At 39.6% G+C, this 18,771-nt stretch carries 13 protein-coding genes; 3 read left to right on the top strand and 10 right to left on the bottom strand.

The features are described 5' to 3' along the window. Together AC1DDX_RS06410 and AC1DDX_RS06405 are read left to right on the top strand one after the other, a co-directional pair. On the top strand, nt 1–1,866 hold a 1,866-nt coding region (locus AC1DDX_RS06410; protein ID WP_477621877.1), incomplete at its 5' end, for a hypothetical protein. Nucleotides 1,867–1,970: 104 nt separating this feature from the next. Beyond that, nucleotides 1,971–3,191 carry an ABC transporter permease gene (locus tag AC1DDX_RS06405; RefSeq protein WP_048907082.1) on the top strand — a complete coding sequence of 407 codons (1,221 nt, stop codon included), beginning with the start codon at nt 1,971–1,973 and terminating at the stop codon, nt 3,189–3,191. On the opposite strand, the gene AC1DDX_RS06400 is transcribed toward AC1DDX_RS06405, so the two are convergent. The 9 genes from AC1DDX_RS06400 to AC1DDX_RS06360 all read right to left on the bottom strand — a co-directional run bounded on the left by AC1DDX_RS06400 (nt 3,184) and on the right by AC1DDX_RS06360 (nt 15,613). Then, entirely contained in the window at nt 3,184–3,735 is a 552-nt protein-coding gene (locus tag AC1DDX_RS06400; protein WP_172659459.1) for a YfiT family bacillithiol transferase, read from the bottom strand. The genes AC1DDX_RS06405 and AC1DDX_RS06400 overlap by 8 nt on opposite strands. Nucleotides 3,736–3,764: 29 nt before the next feature. Further along, nucleotides 3,765–4,853: a winged helix DNA-binding domain-containing protein gene (locus tag AC1DDX_RS06395; RefSeq protein WP_288881175.1), complete on the bottom strand. Its 1,089-nt coding sequence runs from the start codon at nt 4,851–4,853 to the stop codon at nt 3,765–3,767. Nucleotides 4,854–4,871: 18 nt separating this feature from the next. Then, on the bottom strand, nt 4,872–5,822 hold the full coding sequence (locus AC1DDX_RS06390) for a hypothetical protein (RefSeq protein WP_288881172.1): 951 nt from the start codon (nt 5,820–5,822) through the stop codon (nt 4,872–4,874). 48 nt (nt 5,823–5,870) lie between these two features. Next, nucleotides 5,871–7,100 (bottom strand): hypothetical protein, encoded by a 1,230-nt coding sequence (locus tag AC1DDX_RS06385; RefSeq protein WP_288881169.1) that lies wholly within the window; start codon nt 7,098–7,100, stop codon nt 5,871–5,873. Further along, nucleotides 7,097–7,648, bottom strand: coding sequence for an RNA polymerase sigma factor (locus tag AC1DDX_RS06380; protein WP_172659466.1), 552 nt, complete (start codon nt 7,646–7,648; stop codon nt 7,097–7,099). The genes AC1DDX_RS06385 and AC1DDX_RS06380 overlap by 4 nt, the downstream gene beginning before the upstream one ends. A gap of 3 nt (nt 7,649–7,651) precedes the next feature. Next, entirely contained in the window at nt 7,652–8,065 is a 414-nt protein-coding gene (locus tag AC1DDX_RS06375) for a hypothetical protein (protein ID WP_288881166.1), read from the bottom strand. 380 nt (nt 8,066–8,445) lie between these two features. Beyond that, nucleotides 8,446–10,875, bottom strand: a complete 2,430-nt coding sequence (locus tag AC1DDX_RS06370) for a phosphocholine-specific phospholipase C (RefSeq protein WP_337716374.1) — start codon at nt 10,873–10,875, stop codon at nt 8,446–8,448. Nucleotides 10,876–10,950: 75 nt separating this feature from the next. Further along, the gene (locus tag AC1DDX_RS06365; RefSeq protein ID WP_337716376.1) at nt 10,951–12,441 is read right to left on the bottom strand and encodes a SusD/RagB family nutrient-binding outer membrane lipoprotein; all 1,491 of its coding nucleotides are present in this window, start codon (nt 12,439–12,441) and stop codon (nt 10,951–10,953) included. Between the two features lie 28 nt (nt 12,442–12,469). Then, on the bottom strand, nt 12,470–15,613 hold the full coding sequence (locus AC1DDX_RS06360; RefSeq protein ID WP_337716377.1) for a SusC/RagA family TonB-linked outer membrane protein: 3,144 nt from the start codon (nt 15,611–15,613) through the stop codon (nt 12,470–12,472). 227 nt (nt 15,614–15,840) lie between these two features. Here AC1DDX_RS06360 and AC1DDX_RS06355 point away from each other — a divergent pair, with 227 nt between their 5' ends. Continuing rightward, nucleotides 15,841–17,133 (top strand): DEAD/DEAH box helicase, encoded by a 1,293-nt coding sequence (locus AC1DDX_RS06355; RefSeq protein WP_288881158.1) that lies wholly within the window; start codon nt 15,841–15,843, stop codon nt 17,131–17,133. Between the two features lie 10 nt (nt 17,134–17,143). On the opposite strand, the gene AC1DDX_RS06350 is transcribed toward AC1DDX_RS06355, so the two are convergent. Beyond that, entirely contained in the window at nt 17,144–18,544 is a 1,401-nt protein-coding gene (locus tag AC1DDX_RS06350) for an aryl-sulfate sulfotransferase (protein ID WP_288881155.1), read from the bottom strand. Between the last annotated feature and the right edge of the window lie 227 nt (nt 18,545–18,771).

The raw sequence follows: 18,771 nt of genomic DNA, 5'->3' as shown, positions 1-18,771 counted from the left end.
GATGATACCGGGCAGCGAAAATGGTTGATGCTGGCACTTTCTTTAGGCGCTTTTCTGGCCTTTTTATGGCTTGCGATTTGGGGTAATTATCATAAACGGGAAGACCTGATCGAGCTGGGTAAAGCCAATGTTAAAGGAAGAACAGAAAATGTGCCCCGGATTTCCAGTCCAACGGTCATTGCCATACTGCTTTCATCGGCAGTGGCCTCTGCATTGTTCGCCTTACTGATAATATTATTCTGGGAATTCGTCGCTTACTTTTACCGTGTTGCGCCTTCATTCACCAAAATTGCACCTCAAAAAATAATGTTGGTATTGGGCGCCCCAATAGTAATGGAAATCTTCTCTGTCGCAGTGATCACCAGGATGGCGCTGATGGGAAATCTGTTTCCAGATTACAGGCGTGAATGGTGGGGCAGGTTAGGAGGTTACATCCACCGTTTCATGCTGCTCTGGATAATTGTAACCTTTGCCTGTTTGATCATGCCTGACCTATGGCCTGAAAAACCCAGTGCAATGATTCCCGTGGCTTGGGGAGGATGGGCCGGCATTATTGGCTGGGGGGTGAAAAAGGCATTTGAATCCAGGGATGAAGAATCCGGTAAGTCTGCGAACATTATCAGTGTACTGATCAAGGTTGTACCCTTTCTGTTTATGATTGGTATTTTGCTGATCGGCTCCTGGATTAACGAGGGGATCAGACATGAGACCAGTGCATATTCAAATGATTTCTACGGGCAAAACCTTTATATTACTGTTATTCTGGCAGCATTGACCTTGGTTTTAAGCTGGCGTGTGGGTGTCAATGAATTCTCTCTGCATCACTTTTACCGCAACCGGCTGATCAGGGCTTTCCTTGGTGCAACCCGTACAAGGGAAGATCGGGTTAAAACGGCCAATCCATTTACCGGGTTTGATACCAACGATGACATCATATTGTCTTCTATGAAAGTAGAAAACGGCTATTTCGGTCCTTTTCCGATCATCAATGCCGCGCTAAACTCAACAGTGGTATCAGCGCTGGACCGTCAGGACCGGATGGCTGAGTCTTTTATCTTTTCTCCATTATATTGCGGCTATGACTTTAGTCCAACCCGCTCATCGACCTATAACATTGACAATGTGTACGAATATGGTTACCGGCCGACTGAAAAGTTTTCCAATAAAAACGGAGGACCCACCCTGGGAACAGCCATGGCTATATCAGGTGCTGCGGTAAGCCCAAACTGGGGATATCATTCCTCTGCAACCATGGCATTTTTAATGACCCTGTTCAATGTACGGCTGGGCTGGTGGATAGGCAATCCAAGGCGTGATCGCTGGAAAATGCAGGATCCGAAACTCGGGTTACTGTACTTGTTGAGAGACTTGGTCGGGAAGTCCGATATAGATATGAAATACGTATGCCTATCAGATGGGGGCCATTTTGACAACATGGGGCTTTATGAACTGGTACGCAGGCGATGTAGTTATATCCTGATAGGAGATGGAGAACAGGATCAGGAAGGAACCTGTGAAGGATTTGCAAATGCAATCAGGCGTTGTCGTATTGATTTTGGTGTTGAGATCAATATTGACCTGAAAAACATTACCAGCAAGTTAAAAGACAGGGATTCGGCACACATTGCAAGAGGCTATATCACCTATCCCGGATATGCGCAGAAGAAAGGAACATTGATTTACATCAAAGCATCACTGACAGGCGATGAACCGGTGGATATCCGCGAATATGCCTTAGCAAATACGGATTTCCCCCACCAATCAACAGGCGACCAGTTTTTTGACGAGGCTCAGTTTGAAAGTTACCGAAAACTGGGCTATCATTCCATAGACGATCTGAAGGAACTATACCTTCCCAATGGATAATCAATAACAAGTCAACCTTCATGTCTTTTATTCATTAAAGAATAAACAGAATATTAATGAAATAAAAAATGCATTTTTGCTACGTTACAATTTATTGCAAGAGGTTGAATACAGAATATTTCATAGCAGGGCGCATAGCAGTAAAATCTGAGCGCACATTCTCAAAACTAATAGTTCGTATTGCTATAGCAGGGGTAATGCTCAGTCTTGCTGTAATGATGCTTTCGGTTGCGATTATTAAAGGCTTTAAAAGCGAGATACAGGAAAAAGTAAGAGGTTACATTGGCGATGTGAGAATCTTTAAGTTTGATCTTAACAATTCATTTGAACTGTCGCCTTTTGTACCTGAACCCGAAACTATAGCCAAGCTTAAAAGCAATCCCGATATCGAATATTTTCAACCCTATGCAACAAAACCAGCCATCATTTCTGCTAATGATGAAGTTGAAGGCATAAATTTTAAAGGCATAGATAAGACCTTTAACTGGGATTATATACGTAAACACCTGGTAAGCGGAACAGTTATAAACTTTGCCGATAGTGCTGCCGCCACCAAGCAGATCATGATCTCTCAATTTACTGCCAACCGCCTTAAACTAAAAACAGGCGACGACTTTATCATGCATTTCGTACAGGATCCTCCTCGCAGGCGACCATTTAAAATAGTCGGAATTTATGATATTGGTGTAGAAGAGATCGACAAAGGCTTTGTAATGGGCGATCTTAATCTGATCCGCCGTTTAAACAACTGGAAGCCTAATGAAATAGGGGGTATAGAGATCAGAATTAAGAATTTTGCTAATCTTAAAACCGTTTCAACAAATATTTACACAGAACTGGAAACAAAGCTGAAGTCAGAATCCGTTCAAGACTATTTTCCGGCAATATTTACCTGGCTATCCCTGTTAGATGTAAACACAAAAATTATCCTTGCATTAATGATGGTAGTAGGCGTAATCAATATGATTACCGCTTTATTAATCATGATACTGGAACGCACCAATATGATCGGTATGCTAAAAACCTTTGGTATGACAGATTTTAGTGTAATGAAAATATTCCTCTATAATGCCCTTTACCTGGTAGGAATTGGAGTAATATTGGGCAATGTTCTGGGGCTTGGCTTAGCCTTTCTGCAAACCCATACCCATATTTTTAAATTAGATCAAACGTCTTATTACCTGGCGTATGTGCCAATTGAAATACAATTTACCGATGTGTTACTGTTAAACATCTCTACAATTGTAATTTGTTTTGTGGTACTTATTATACCTTCGTTATTGGTGAGCAGGATAAGTCCTTTAAAAGCAATCAGGTTTAAATAGAAAGCCAGCCTTGCCTCTTTTTCAATTCAGTAATATGAGCAAGGTGGTGACGGCAATGCCAGTCATACAAACCGGTATTTTCATTAATCTTTATACTTCTGCCATGTTCCGGATGTATAAAATCCCTTTCCAATTCTTCTGCAGTAAGTGAATTTAGTAGAAACACCCATCGCTGATGAAGTCCCTCCAAAATCCTCAGACTCGATTCAACTGGCAACCCCCTGCTATCCGCTAGTTCAGCCCATCTTTCTTCATAATAAGCCTTTATTACAGGGCTATCTTCGGTCAAAGCCCATTTCAGTCTTATCTGGCTGTTCATATGGCTGTCGGCACAATGATGAACCACCTGTCTAACTGTCCAGCCTCCTGGCCTGTAAGGAGTGTCTAGTTGTGCATCACTTAAATGAGCTACCTCTTTCCTTAAAGCTTCAGGAAACGAAGCAATAGTAGCAATATAACCATCCAATAAAGCTTTAGTGATTTGAGCAGGTTGCTCGAACTTTCCAATTGGGTAACGTAATTTTTCTAACTCAGTTGAAGTCATTTTGGTGGTTTATTTATATCTAATGCAAATCATTCACTACTACCAGTAAACTTAACAAATCTGTTTACCGATTTCTTAACAGCCTCTGATTTTGCTTTGTTTAATTCCCTAAAAAGACAAGTCTCAACAACTACAGATTTGCCTTTTATAGTCCTTTTCCATGTCCCCTCAATTATGCCGTCAACAATAATCATTCTGTCGAACACAGGGTTTTTCTTCCTAAACTCACTGGTTAATTTTATCGGATTAAATATTGCAGTGCGATCAATGTATCCCATACCATACTCATCGTAATCAGGCATCAGGAAACTCTTTTGAATCTTTTTAGCTAAAGAAGCATCCAATGCCAACTCTAATGTTTCCCTTTTTAGCAGGTATTCATTACCGTCAAATACCTCTTTGGTAAATACCTTGCTATCAAGCATAGCACCAGCCTTTTTTGCATCGGTAATGGTTAGGCCAGACCACACTGAGAAATCCTTAAGTGTAGCAGGCCCTCTGCTTGTAAAATATCGTTCGGCTAGCAATAATAAAGCCTCATCTTTAGCTATCGAGATCGCAGTTGACGCTCTTTCATCAAATAAAGCATAAGTAAATTGTTTGCCTTCGCGCCTGCCACTACACACCAAACAGTCCATCTCCGCATTCATCATTACATGACCCATTTGTCTGCCATTTAAACTGATCCCATTATTTTGAAACAGATCACTCAACTCAAGTCGGGTAAGGTGATGGCCACCGGTTAATGCCTTACCAATAATATCATTGCATTTATTAAAAAGCTTGCTGTCAAGTTCAAGCTCCCTTTCGTAATAAGCCATGGCTTTACGAATTCTGGGAGCAGTAAGCTCAAGCAACCATCTAATGTCCTCTGGAGTTGCAAAATGCCAGGTAGGGCGAAGCAAGTGAGTCCTTAGTATTTGGCCATCATTAAAGGCTTTTTCTACATCCGCATCGGTAACATTGTTTAACCGCAAACCAATTGCCCATTTCGACATCGCATATTCCTGCGCCTGCATGGCCACCATCCATCTCACGATTTCCTGAGGAGTACTAAACGAAGTTTTGGCAATTTGCTGATTAAAGAGCCGGTAATTAATAATGTCAGAAACATTCATATAGGGATGTGTACGATGTTAATTCTCGCAGGCTAATAAATTAGATTGCCCTAAACGCTGACAACCCCTGCTTGCAGGCACGGCAACCATACCAACAGGCAGATAATTTACTGTTGCAATTGTTTTAGGTACATAAATAACCACTTCCGTTCTGCTATAAGAATGAGGCAGGTATTTAATGTAATAACCATCAGGATGCAAACCCCATATCCCCCTTGGGAAATCTGTATTTGGAGCAGCACTGCCACTAAGCATTGCCAATTGTTCAATTTGATCGTACGATGAATTGGCCTGATATAACAGACCTCTCATTTTGTTCTCAATTTCTACAATGGTCTTGGCAGGCTCAGGTAGGTTGGCAGTTATCTTTAACATCGCTTCGCTTGATAAATAATCCATTATGCTGCTGCTTAAGGCCGACAAATCATTTTTGTTAAGCAATTTAGCGGCTACAAGCTGAAGATCAGGCGAGAGTTTACTGAAGTTAGTTTTTGCAATTATTGCCCATAAAAGCAATTGTACTTTGCTTTGTTCAATCTCTGGATGCTGCTCCCAATTCGCGATAAGCGTTCTGGCAATCGTTTCTTTTGGGCCTGCCAAAGGTGCATACAAGTAGCCGTCGCCATTACCCGGCCCGTGGGTACCTGCTTTTAAGCAAAAACTTTTAAAAGTTCCGGTATAAAAACCCGGTTTTAAAGTAAAGCCCTGTGCCGATGTATAGCTTGAGGTTAAATCACAAAGTTTCTTTTTAACCGAGTCAGCGCCAAAGTCTACAGGCATTGTTTCGGTCTTGTTGCAATCGTCAAAGTTGGTGGTTATAGGGTCACTTTGAAGTAGCTTAAGTTGTTTGTTATTAAGGATGCTACCTGCGGCGTTGTTTAACGCATCTTTTAATTTGCCGAATTGTGCATTGGCATTAACACAACAAACCAGTAATAGCAAGATCAGGATTGGAGAGGTCTTTTTCATATAGATGTAATTTAAGATAGATGGTAAATCTACTATCAAATTTAACAACTATTTCTTGCCACCCAAACTTAATTTCAGGTTCAGACCAGCGGTGTTTATTTTGATGTTTTTGTCGCCATAACCGCGCAGCGAGGGTTTAAAGAAAGGCTCAAAAGTTAACGTGCTGCTTTTTCCAAGCGACTGATTAATCCCTATTGCAAAAATGGCACTATTGGCAAAGTCAAATCCCTTAAAATTGCTTTCTTCAGTTTTTCCTTTAAAGTCTGAATAACTATTTGAATAAGGGTTAAAGCCACTTATGGAACTGGAATATTTTTGATTGAGGTAGGTGCTTGAATTTACGCCTGTAGAAAGATAGTACTTGCCGCTTTTTCCGGGATAAAATTTAACAGCTACAGGAATGTCTATATTAAGAAATCGTGCGTCTAATTTAGTGCCATTTGCCCCAACTACATAACCGTTTATAAGGGCAGCATCTGCTGCACTGCTGGACAAGTTAGATAATGATGAGGGCACGGAGCTCTGATAAGTAATATTGGTTTCACTAATGCCGGCACCCATAGAAAGGTAAACGTTCTTATTGATCCGAATGTTGGCATTGAAACCCGCACCTGCATTTACTTTTACCGGATTATCTGCGTAATAATTTAAAAATGTAGCTGTATAAACATCAAACAATGCATTTTTTTTATCTTCTCTGGCTTTTTTACCAGCCGACGCCAATACAGGTTTATTTTCTTTTTCATTCTCTTTTTGTAAGAACTCAAGTATTGTAGGTTTAGTGGTCTTTACACTATCGGGTTTAACGGCAACAACATTTGCAAGCAGATTGGCGCTATCTCTGCCGGGCTCATTGCTGTTTATGATTGTATCAGTAATACTAACAGGTATTAATTGTTTTTCCTCTAAGTTGGCTGGCGCAATTCCTTTAACGATTTTTGCAGATACAATTTTTTTGTCAAAAGTATTGATCTCTTTATTAGTGGCTTTATCTAAATTACTGTCGGTTTTTTGAGGCGCTATAGGCGTTGCTTTTGCGGTATTATTTTGCTGACTAACATTCTTGAAAGAATCATTATTATTAGTGTTAAATAAGAAAACCCCAGCTAGCAGTAAAGACGCAGCGATGCCAGATAACCAAAGGTACAGCGGCTTATGACTGCTTTTTGAAGGGAAATCTTTTCTAAGTTCTGCCCAGCCATAATCTGCCCCTTCAGTATCAAATTCTTCGAAAACTGCCTTAATATGATTGCTGAATTTATCGTCTAACGTGTTCATATCTTTATAAGGTCACTTTGTATTAATTTTTGCAATGCCTGTTTAGCCCGGGTAAGGTAAGTTCTAGATGAGCTTTCGGGTATATTTAGCATCAGGCCAATCTCTTTATGCGAATAACCATCAATTTCATACAGGTTAAAAACTACATGATGTATTTCCGGAAGTTGTTTCATTAAGTTCAAAATATCAGCTGCCGAGAGTTTTTCAATGGCAGATGGATACATGGTTTGCTGAAATACCTCCGGAATTTCACTATCATGAATGTATTTTAAGTTCTTTCTTTTACTATCGAGAGCAGTATTAACCAATATTTTTCTAAACCAAGGCTTAAATTCTAAATCATCTTTAAAAGTATGGAGTGCGTTAAATGCTTTAATAAAAGCGTCATTTACCACCACCAAAGCATCATCTTTATTAATAAGGTAGCGCATGGCAACGCCCATTGCATAGGCGTAAAAGCGCTTATACAACATTTCCTGGTGTTTTAGGTCGCCCTTTTTACACTCCTTAATTAACTCAGCATCTGAGGCGTTATGTTTGATGGACATTTATTATTTCATTCGCTTTAATCTATATTGATTTTTGTAACTAATAGTGCTTGTCAAGGTGTTGTGGTGTTCTGTAGAAGGAAATATCTTATCTAAGATCAAACTGTCGCCTTTAATCACATAGCTATAATCGCCGTGCAAAACTTTGTTGCCAACATAATCCATTGATGATACATAATCCATGGAAAATTTAACCTTTGAAGAATTCTCAACTGTAAATATACCAGTACCATTTGTAGCTGCATACCTATCGCCGCTAAACTTAACTTCTGTGTTAACAGATACAAGCTGATTGACCGGCCCTTCAATAAACTTTCCTGTATATGTGTCGTTAAAAACTACTTTGTCATTATTTTTTTTACAACTCATAAATAAGCATAAGCTTAATGCAAATGGTAGTATTTGTTTGATGGCCATAATAGTTGGTTTATATCTTACTATTACGCAGAGGCGATGAGAAACGCTACAGGGCTACAGATATTTTTTTAGATTTCTATCAGAAACAATTGAGAAATACCGAAGAAAGACTTGAGAAACACTTGAACTTAAATATGTTATAGAGATGTTTAAACAATGCTTAAGGGATGGTTGAAATATCCTCATACATATTGCAACCATCTTCCAACGATCTTTCAACCATCTTCCAACCCAAGTGTTTCTCAAGTATTTCAAGTAAAATAGTCGTACTTCCCGTGTATTATCATCCCTGCATCATTACTCTTGCGTCATCCTAGAGCTATTGTCGTCGAGATGACGCAGGGGAGTAAATCGAGCGGGAAACGGGTGATGGCGCGTTCTTAAACCAAATGGCCCATTAGCGGATCGGTAAAGCTTTCTTTCGAATGTTCTGCATGCCCGGCAAATTGCTGACTATAACCCACATGTTTTTCCGAAGTTACAGTAAAATCATACCAGCTATGGCTTGATTTCAGATCAAGAGGGATAAAAATTTCCTCTTGGTTTTTCTTTAAAACGGCCTTAACAGGTGCTTTTTTGTAGCTGTTGTCTTTTACAGTTAAGCTAACTTGCTCACCACTGGTTATACGTTTAACGTGTAACAATACATTTCCATTAACCCTGCTGCCATCTTTTTCACTTTGGTACATTAAAGAAACAGCAATTTTAGGGTCGTTTGCACTGCCTTTATACCTGCGGTAAAAACCGTTTACACTGTATACTTTTAAATCGTAAACGCCATTGTGTAATGGCCAGTTATAGTCTATAGTATCACCTGCATCAACAGTAAAGTTCCAGTTGTTATCGGTAGCATATACTATAAAACCGGTGCCTTTTGCCTTGTCGCCAAAGAATTTATTCCCTGCAGTAAAGCCAATTTTAAACTGGTTGTTTGCTGTATCTAACGCACCATGGGCATAAAGCTCATATGGAATTGCGTTTGCAGGTTTAATACCGGGTTCCTGTTTAGGTAAGTTAGGGTTGCCTTTAGGGTTTTTAATAATGCCTGCAATGGCCAGTTGATCCAGGTTTTTGAAGTTATTAGGTAGTTTGGCGAATTTCGCTTTGTGAATGCTTTCGAGAAAAGGTAACCTTTCAACTGCTTTTGGCAATGGAATATTTTCGCCGTTGTATGGTCTAAATACGGAAGTTAAATCGCCGCATAGACTTCTTCTCCACGAGCTGATGTTGTCTTCGTAAATCTTCTGACCAGTTTTATGACTTAAAAACTGCTCCAAAAATTGGATAGAAGAAGTGTGGTCAAAAACCTGTGAGTTTACATAACCACCTCTTGACCATGGCGAAACCACTACCATTGGTACTCTAAAGCCTAAACCTAAAGAACTTTCTCTCTTACTGTTTTCTCCTATGTAAAGGTATTCAGAGCTGTTGTCTAATGATTTTGAAACTGCTCCTGTTTCTGGATTTTTTGGATCCGGAGATACAAAAGGAGGCAGGTGATCAAAGTATCCATCATTTTCATCGTAAGTAAGGATAAAGATGGTCTTTTTCCATACTTCCGGGTTCTTAGTTAAAATGTCTATGGCTTCTGAAAGATACCAGGCGCCATACCAAGGTGCTCCGGGATGATCCGAGAAGTTACTTGGCGCAACTAGCCAGGAAACAGTGGGTAATTTGCCACCGTCAACATCTTTGCGGAATTGATGCAGTACATCTCCTTTAGGGATTTGTGCGGTTCTTTGCGTCCCTTTATCATCGTAAGTGATGGTTTCAAGATTATGGAAGTCTGGATCATTTCTATTAGTTACAAATGCTCTTTTATGTAAGTCTTGTTGCTCCGGAGTTAATTTATCAAGAGTGTTTACTTCTAAAAACTCAATTTCCTTTGTTACAAAATCAAGCTTCTTTTTTAGTTTATCGTCTGGTTTCTCTTTTAGCTTGGCTTCTAGTTCGGTTTTTGCTTTGCGCAGGTAAACCAGATGCTCAGGATGTCTTTTTACATGATATTGTTTAAAAAACTCCATATCATTATCTGTAAAATTAGCCAGCCAGTCGTCTTCTTCATTTTCCAGACCAACGCCTACACTTAGCTCGTTTTGGTATATTTTCCAGTCTACATTGTGCTTAGACAAACGCTCCGGGAATGTACTCCATGAAACGTTTTCAGAACCGTCTATATACCCGTTAGAGTGGTGTGCTGTTGAGGTTGCATTTTGTTCTTCACGGATTTTGCCGGTCCAGAAGAAACAGCGGTTAGGACTGGTTCCTGTTAATATAGAACAGAAATTATGGTCGCAAACTGTAAATGCATCGGCCAGGGAATAGTAGAAGGGGATGTCCTCGCGATTGTAATATCCCATGGTTAATGGCATATCAGCATATTCCTTATTGCCTGATCTTTTGGCTTCCAGCCATCCATCGTATTTTCCGTTATTTCGGGCATCTACCTGATTTTCCCATGAGTGTGGAAGCGCGCTCATCCAGGTTGCTTTTGTATCTTTAATGTTTAACCGGAATGGGGCATAGGTTTGACCTTTTTTATTGCTTTGCAACCATACAGGGTATTGATTAGGTAGGGCAATAGCTCTAGGATCGTTAAAGCCCCTTACGCCTTTAAGCGTGCCAAATGCGTGGTCAAAAGACCTGTTCTCCTGCATCAAAAATACCACATGTTCTGCATCTAAAAAGGTACTGCCCACTTTAGGGTCTATTGCCATAGCTCTTTGTATTGATGGCGGTAAGATGCCAGCTATGCCTAGCGCACCGGTTAATAGGGATGCTTTTTTGATAAAGTCTCTTCTGGTTTCCATTTAAGTGTGTTATAATAAAAGGATTGGTTAGCCTAAACTAATCAATCCTTCGAATAAATTATAAAGAATATGAGCTTATTTTACCCACCAAACTTGTTGGTTAATTTTATCGTTTCCTGCACCAAACTGAGTTTCAATTGCTTTTGAAACATTGTCTCTGTTGTTGTCGTATTCCGATTGAGGATAAATCCAACGGTAAGGAACGGTAACACCAGCAGGGCGACGGAATTCGGGATATCCTGTTCTAAGGTTGTCATAAAATGCGCTCCATCCCGATTGGAAAAACGTTCTTAAATACTTTTGAGTAATTATCTGCTCCATTTTCTGGGCAGTTGTAGTGCTCAAGGCAAAGTTGTTTACTGGCAATGCCAGGTAATCGTTTGCTTTTTCTTCTGTTAAATAAGCCTCATAGCCTTTAACATAGGTTTGATAGAATTTAAAGGATGCCTTTACACCGTTTTTATAATGTTGGTTGGCATCGCCCGAAATCCAGTTTCTTACAATTCCTTCAGCAATAATAAATTCCTGTTCTGAGTAGCCCATTAGTACTAATGGCTCATTTGTAGGGTTGCTTGGAAAGCGGTCATTCACTTTAGATACCTTACCTGCTGCGGCTTTAATGCTGGTTTCTGCATATGGAGCAGCAGGGTCGCCACCTTCGTATGAGGTAAAATCATTAATTGGTTTACCCGCCTCTTTGCCAATTTTTGTTTGCGTACAATACAAGAATAAACGCGGGTCTTTTCTGTTTTGAAGATGCTCTATAAAAGTAGATGCCATGAACATACCAGATCCGAATCCGCTTGAGTTGAACTCCGGATAGCGGTTCCCTTCCTGATCTAGAAAGATCAGCTGCCCATCACCATCGGCTTCAGTATTGCCTAAAATAGGCTCGCTTTGTACAATCTGAGCAAAGGTTTCTTTAACTTTCAGGTCGTTGTCGCTTTCTTTTTTTGATAAAGTCATCAATACTTTTAATCTGAAAGAGTTAACCAGCCTGCGCCATTTAGCTGCATCGCCTTTGTAAATGATGTCGCCAGCAATGATTACGTTTAAGCCTTTAAGCATGTTGTTTGCCTCATCAAGCTCTTTAAGAATACCTTGAAACACGGTTTTCTGACTGTCGTAAACAGGCGGCATATAACCTGCCTGATCTTCTCCTTTCAGGGCTTGATTGTAAGGGATATCGCCAAAAGTAAGGGTCAGGTTGTAAAAGTAATAGGCTCTAAAAAATTTGGCTAAGGCGATGTAAGAGTTGTCGTTAATACGGCCGGCTTCTTCTATCATTTTAGTCACATTTCTAAGAGAGGAGTAGGGCGAAAAGTCGCCTCTTCCCCATTTAAAATACTGGCCTTCACTTTCGCCATCTGTTTGTACAAGCATACGGGTTGCATACAAAGGCGAAGTACCGCTGTATGCGCGGAAGGTATCCCACTCAATTTTGGTAAGCAAAAGCTGCGGGTGGGTTTGGGTAGGTTTGTTCGGGTCTATGTTCATTAAATCCTGGTCCTTGCATGACGACATAAGGAGTACCCCGGCTAGTAAACTATATATTAATTTTTTCATTATTCTTTTGTTTTAAATGTGATAGCTGTTAAAGTTTTACGCTTAATGAGAAGCCGATAAATCTTGCAGATGGGTCTTGCAGGTTATCGTCATTACCGTAATCAGGATCTAGTAATGGCATTTTCTTCCACATCAAAGGGTTGTAGCTGTAGGCAGATACGTGAACTGATTTTAAACTGCCCATTTTTATAACCTTTGCAAGGTCGTAGCCTACCGATATTCTTCTTAATTTGAAGAATGAGCGATCAAAAACGTTAGCAAATTTCTTGTTCTCTTCTTCGGTAACTCTTGCCTGGTATGGATAGATCTGACTCCATGTTTGCCAGTTTACAGCAGTTGTGTTTTTCTTATAGGTACGTGTATCTGAAAGTACGTTTCCGTTTACATCTCTTTTAAGCTCGCCACCGGTAATTACTACACCTTCTGGAATGTAAATTGCTTTTCCGGCTGCGTATTCTGCGTCTCTGAATTCAACAGAGCTAGGATGTTTACCACCCCACCACATTTTTTCGATAGTTACTGAGCGCATAACGCCACCCCATGCACCATCGATATCGATGTTTACATCAAAACCTTTTATCATGAACTTGTTTTGCAAGCCTAATCGCCAGCTCGGATCGCTATGGCCAAGGTTTACGTTGAAGTTATCTCTGGTAGGCAAACCAGTATTTGGATCAAGAATTACCTCGCCTGTGGCGCTTTTTTGCCATACTGTTCCGTAGAAGCTATCTGCTCTTTCGTTTAATTTCAGATCGCCAAACTTAGCCTGGTTGTTATAGATTTCTGTTAATTTCTTTACAGAAGTGCTCCAGTTTGCGGCAATATCCCAGCTAAAGTTCTGGCTTTTTACAGCACTATAATTGGCCATTATTTCCAGACCCTGAGTTTTGTATTTGTTGCCGTTTACCTTACGTGTTTTAAAGCCAGATGCCTCTGATGTGCTTAAATCTATGATCTGGTTTTCATCAATTACATTGTAATAGGTAAATTCTAAGCCCACTTTTTTTACCAGTGAGGTTGATAAACCAACTTCGTACGATGTAGATTTTTCTGGATTGATGTTAGGGTTGATGATCCCGTTAGGGTAGGTAACAGATGGTGTTGATCCGTAGGTTACATCTTTTGTATAGGTGGAGCTGATGCTATATGGAGCAAGATCGTTTGATACTTTGGCCCATGAGGTGTAAAGTTTAAGGTAGTCTAAGGCTTTAGGCATTTTAATATAATCTGAAACCATAGTACTTAAAGATGCAGATGGATAGAAGTATGATCTGTTTTCTTTTGCAAGGGTTGATGACCAGTCGTTTCTGCCGGTTATGTTTAAGTACACCGCATTAAACAAATCGAAATTTGCCGATCCGTATACACTTCGGATAGATTTCTGCTCCAGGTAATTTGTTGCCTGTACCGGGCCCTGGGTGTTGTTTAAGCTATAAACAAAAGGCACAATTAGACCGTCACTAGATGCATATTCTTGCTGTATGTCTCTATTGAAAGTGGATGCACCCGCGTTTAAAGTAAAGTTTAGATCTTTAGAGATCTCTTTATTGTATGAGGCAAGGAAATCCAGATCGACATTCATTTGTGAATTGTTCCACATTTTGTAATCCCCATTTCTTGAATCGCCGTAGTTCATGTACGATTTAGGGCTTTTCATGTTGTCGAACGATTTGTTTTCACGTCCCGAAGCTCTTGCCTGCAAGCTTAACTCAGGCGTTACCTGCCATCTAAGTTTTGCTTGTGCATTTAATACATTTCTGTCTGTTGCCTGTGTAAGTTCTTCTGAAGCAAAGTATGGGTTGTTGTACCAGGCGTAGTTATAGTTTGCCTGTCTGTATCCTTCCATGCCTGGAACATACATATGGTCTCTAAGGTCTTTGCCATTTACGTCGTCGCCCATCCATATCAAAATGGTGTACATATGGTTTTTAGGTCCGTATCCGTAACGTGGGTAGTTTGGAGAGCTAACTTTGTTGTAAGATAGGGTAGCGTCTAATTGAAGATTACTGGTAAGGTTAAATGAAGAGTTAAAGTTCATACCACCTGTTGTAAGTGAGGTATTTGGCACCTGACCTCTTTGAAATGAATATTTACCTGAGGCATAAAATTGTGCTTTGGCACCTTTATAGGCTACCGAGAAATCGTTATTGGTTACTATACCGGGTCTAAGAAAATCGTTTAGGTTGTCGTGTCTAACCCAATCGGTAGGTACTCTTTCGTATTTAGATTTATCATCATAAATAGTTCCTTTAACATTTCCGTACCATTGTATGGTTTCTCCGGTTTGCTTGTTTCTGATAGGGCTGTTCCATTGTGCAATTTTAACCCCTGGCTGAAATTTAGGCCCCCAGATCATATCACCATCAGAGATACCTCCATCTTCACCATCCCAGAATTCGTACTTGCCGTTAGATCCGTTTCCGTATTCGGTTTGCGTTTCAGGAAATACAGTGAAGCCTGCAGTAACCATATTGTTGGTGTTGATGTTGATCTCCAATCCGTCTTTTTCAGCATTTTTTGTAGTGATTAAGATTGCGCCATTTTTACCTCTGGAACCATATAAAGCAGATGCAGTAGTACCTTTTAGTACGTTTATATTGGCAATATTATCACCGGAAACATCGAAAAAGTCCGTTTCAACAGGAACGCCATTTATAACAATAAGTGGATTTTTACCTCTTAAAGAGAAGCCTGGTGCCTGGAACATCCCAGTAGGGTTGTTTACCGTTAAACCAGCAACTTGTCCGGATAGGGCATTACCGATGTTCATTGTTTTTGATTCTGACAACACATCTAATTTTACTTCCTGCGTTGCATAACCAATTTTTTTCTTTTGTTGCTTAATACCAATTGCAGTTACTACTACCTCGCCAAGTGTTTTAGAATCTTCCTGGAGGGTAATGTCGAGCTGAGTTTTACCTGCTACATCTGCGTTTTGAGAAATATAGCCAAGGTAAGTAAACGTAAGTGTGGCATCGGCAGCTGCCGGAATGCTGTATTTACCCTCGAAATCTGTAACTGTTGCTTTTTTTGAATTTGCTACACTTACACTAACGCCTGGTATGCCCACGCCCTTGGTGTCTTTTACGACTCCTTTAATGAGATTTTGTGCTATGGCTGCCTGAGCGAAGAAGAGGCATATAACACTAAATAAAAGTAGTTTTCTTTTCATGTTTGAGTTTGATTTTTACAGCGCAAAGCTAGATGAGTGCTGTAAAATCAATATGAAAATGGGATTATGGTTTTGTGATTTTGAGGTGGTGGAAAGACCGTGCCTATAACTTAAAGGTTATAGATTAAACTAATTGTTAACTATGTATTAGGTTTCTGTTTTCTATGAATAACGATGTTGTTTTATTTCCGTAAATTTGTGCCATTATAATTTAATATTAGGAAACTGTGTCGTTAGATAAATTAAAACTAAGCAAGTCGCTGGTAACAGCAATGAATGATGCCGGATATATATCTGCTAAAGAAATTCAGGCAAAAACTATGTCCAGGATAATTGGCGGGCAAGATATTATTGCTGTTGGACCTGAAGGCTGTGGTAAAACCACAACCTACGTGCTTGGCGTTTTAATGCGTTTAAAATACAGTACTGATGAGGCTCCTAAAGTATTAATTCTGGTTCCGGATCAGGAACGTGTGCTTGCAGTAATTGAAGAGTTCAGACTTTTAAGCAAAAACCGCAATCTGCGTATTATCGGCTTGTACGGTACAGGGGGCATGGATGAGGTGATTCAGGAACTGCTTGACGGTATTGATATTGTGGTTGCTACACCTACCAGAGCACGCGCGGTATATTTAAAACTTGGCCTTAACTTAAACAGGTTACAAATGCTGATAGTTGATGATGCTGAAGTGATTGTAAAGCAAGGTATGCAGTTACCGGTTTGTGAATTGGCAAGAAGTGCCGGTAAAGTTCAGCATTTAATTTTTACTACTGTTGTTCATGATAAACTGAACCTGATGATTGATCAGTTTATGAATTTCCCTACTACTTTAGAGGTTGAAGATCTTGGAGATAGTAAGGCAATAACGCACGAGCTTTTGCTATATCAGGTGCCTAATTTTAAAACCAAGGTGAACTTACTGAACCTGTTGTTGCGTGATGATGAGGTGTTTGATAAGGTTGTGATTTTTGTGAATTCGAGATTAACAGCGCAGAAACTTGGTAAAACTTTACACTCGGCCAAACCAGGTGAGGTTTCTGTATTGAAGCCTTTGTTTTTTGATGAAGAGGGTTTTGATCATATAGAAGATTTTAAAGATACCCCTGAAGCAAGGGTTTTAGTTATAGCCAATGAGGGATCTGCAAATGTAGACTTATCGGGTATTCCATTTTTATTCCACTTTGAGGTTCCTGAACAAAAGGAATTGTTTTTAAGCAGGGTTGTAAAATCAGACTCGGAAGAGATTGTGGCCATTACTTTTGCTACTGATATGGAACTGGTAGATTTAAGGAAGATTGAGCAGTCGTTAGGTGCAAAAATTCCGGTTATGGATTTGCCTGAAGATTTGGTGATTGATAAAGTCGCTAAAGCCTCTACTAAAATTAAAACAGTAAAAGAAACTGTTGACGCTCCAAAAGGTGGTGGTGCTTTTCATGATAAAAAAGAAAGCAACACGAAAGATTATAACTATGGAATAGGGCAGAAAGCTAAAATGACAATGAAAAAGAAACACGGTTAATTATACCGTGTTATTCTATATAGGGTGCTAACTTTTCTTTAGGTATAAACTCTGCGCGATAAGGCATAATACTACTTTTGAGCATCCAAAGGAAAGTACCTTTAAAGTTGGTAAGTACTACAGTATGCCTTTTTGAGGTACATTGTAAAATTGTAGTATCAGCTATCAGGTAAGAGCTTCCCATGCGGTCGTTATAGATTTCCTGCGGAAGCTTTGTTTCGGTAACCAGTTGTGATGTTTTATCGCTTTCATTTAGCTTAAATATCAGTGTTCTGGATAGTTTTTTACTGGTGCCATTGTCGAACAGCATCAGGTTACCCTGATTGTTCATGTGAACGGAATGACCTTGGTCAAAGGTGCTTCCTTCGGGCATTTTAAAGTCGCCATCTTTACCGAACTTCCAGATCACTTTACCTGTTTTGGCGTCTATTTTCCAGATTTGTCCGTTGTTATAAAAGGAAATAATGTAATTGCCATCCTTATCAAAGTTTAAGCTGTTTGCATGCATCCAGTCTTTCTTATCCCTCATTAAATTTTTGTCCTTTAACGGATCAAGCTCGTCAAATACTTTCCAGCTCCATACTTTCTTGCCTTTCCTGTCTAGTACTAAAATACCATCGCTCTTAACGGTGTCTTGTTTGCTGCCGCCATATTTACTAAGGTCCATTATCTTTTGTTCTACACACAAGGTAACTACCTGATTTTGCTTGTTTAATATAATTTCGTGATGTATGGTTTGCTTAAAATCCTTTTCACCTTTTTTAAGATGAAGCAGGGTATCGCCATTTAAAGATATCTCCAGTATTTCATTGCCATAACTGGTTGGGTACTCATCATTACCAAGAATGGAAAGCAGGGTTTTGTTTTGGGTAAAGTGGGTGGTTTTAAAACCTGTTCCATCTACCTGGTGATACCATTTTATTGCGCCTTTAGCATCTATAATGAAAATGATGCCGGGTATTTCTCTTCTGTAGATAAGCATATAACCTTGTTTGAAAGAGGTAGGTATTACCTTAGGATCTGGTGCGTAAACTTTAAAGAAGTCCTGTATCCACATTGGGAAGTCCGTGGTTTTAAAGTCGTAGGTTTTGCTTTTGGCTTCGCATTTACTGGTCTGTGTAATTACACGATACCGATATTCTTGTTTGGGATTTAAGTTGGTCATCACGATGCGGTGATGCTTTTTGTTGACCGAAACGGGAGTTCTTGTTATTTGCTTTTCTTTTCCCTTTGGCCAATATTCAATTGAAACATCTAAAGAGGTTTTGAGTTCTACATCGGCATGTACCTTTAAGCTATTCCTATCTGGAGCGCTGAGTTTTATCTCTATAATTTGTTGCTCGCACTGGTTAGCGCAGGCACTTAACAGAAATAAAAAGAATAGGGGAATCAGTCTCTTTATGAATTGCATATGAATAGTTTTTTAGCTGTAGTACAAGGTAATATGAAAATGTATAGAAACAAAAAACGGGATACAATACCGTGTAGGTTGCTGTATCCCGATTAAATTTATTAATTATTAAAGTCTTCCTGCATTGCTCAGGTTCGGATTTAAATCGACCTGAGTTTGAGGATAAGGGAAATACTTGTGTTTGGCAATATCTATAGAAAATACTTGTGTTTGGCAATATCTATAGA

The organism is Pedobacter sp. 10L46_2 (assembly GCF_056395165.1).
The sequence above is the reverse complement of the archived record's forward strand: the minus strand, read 5'-3'. Positions and strand labels throughout refer to the sequence as shown.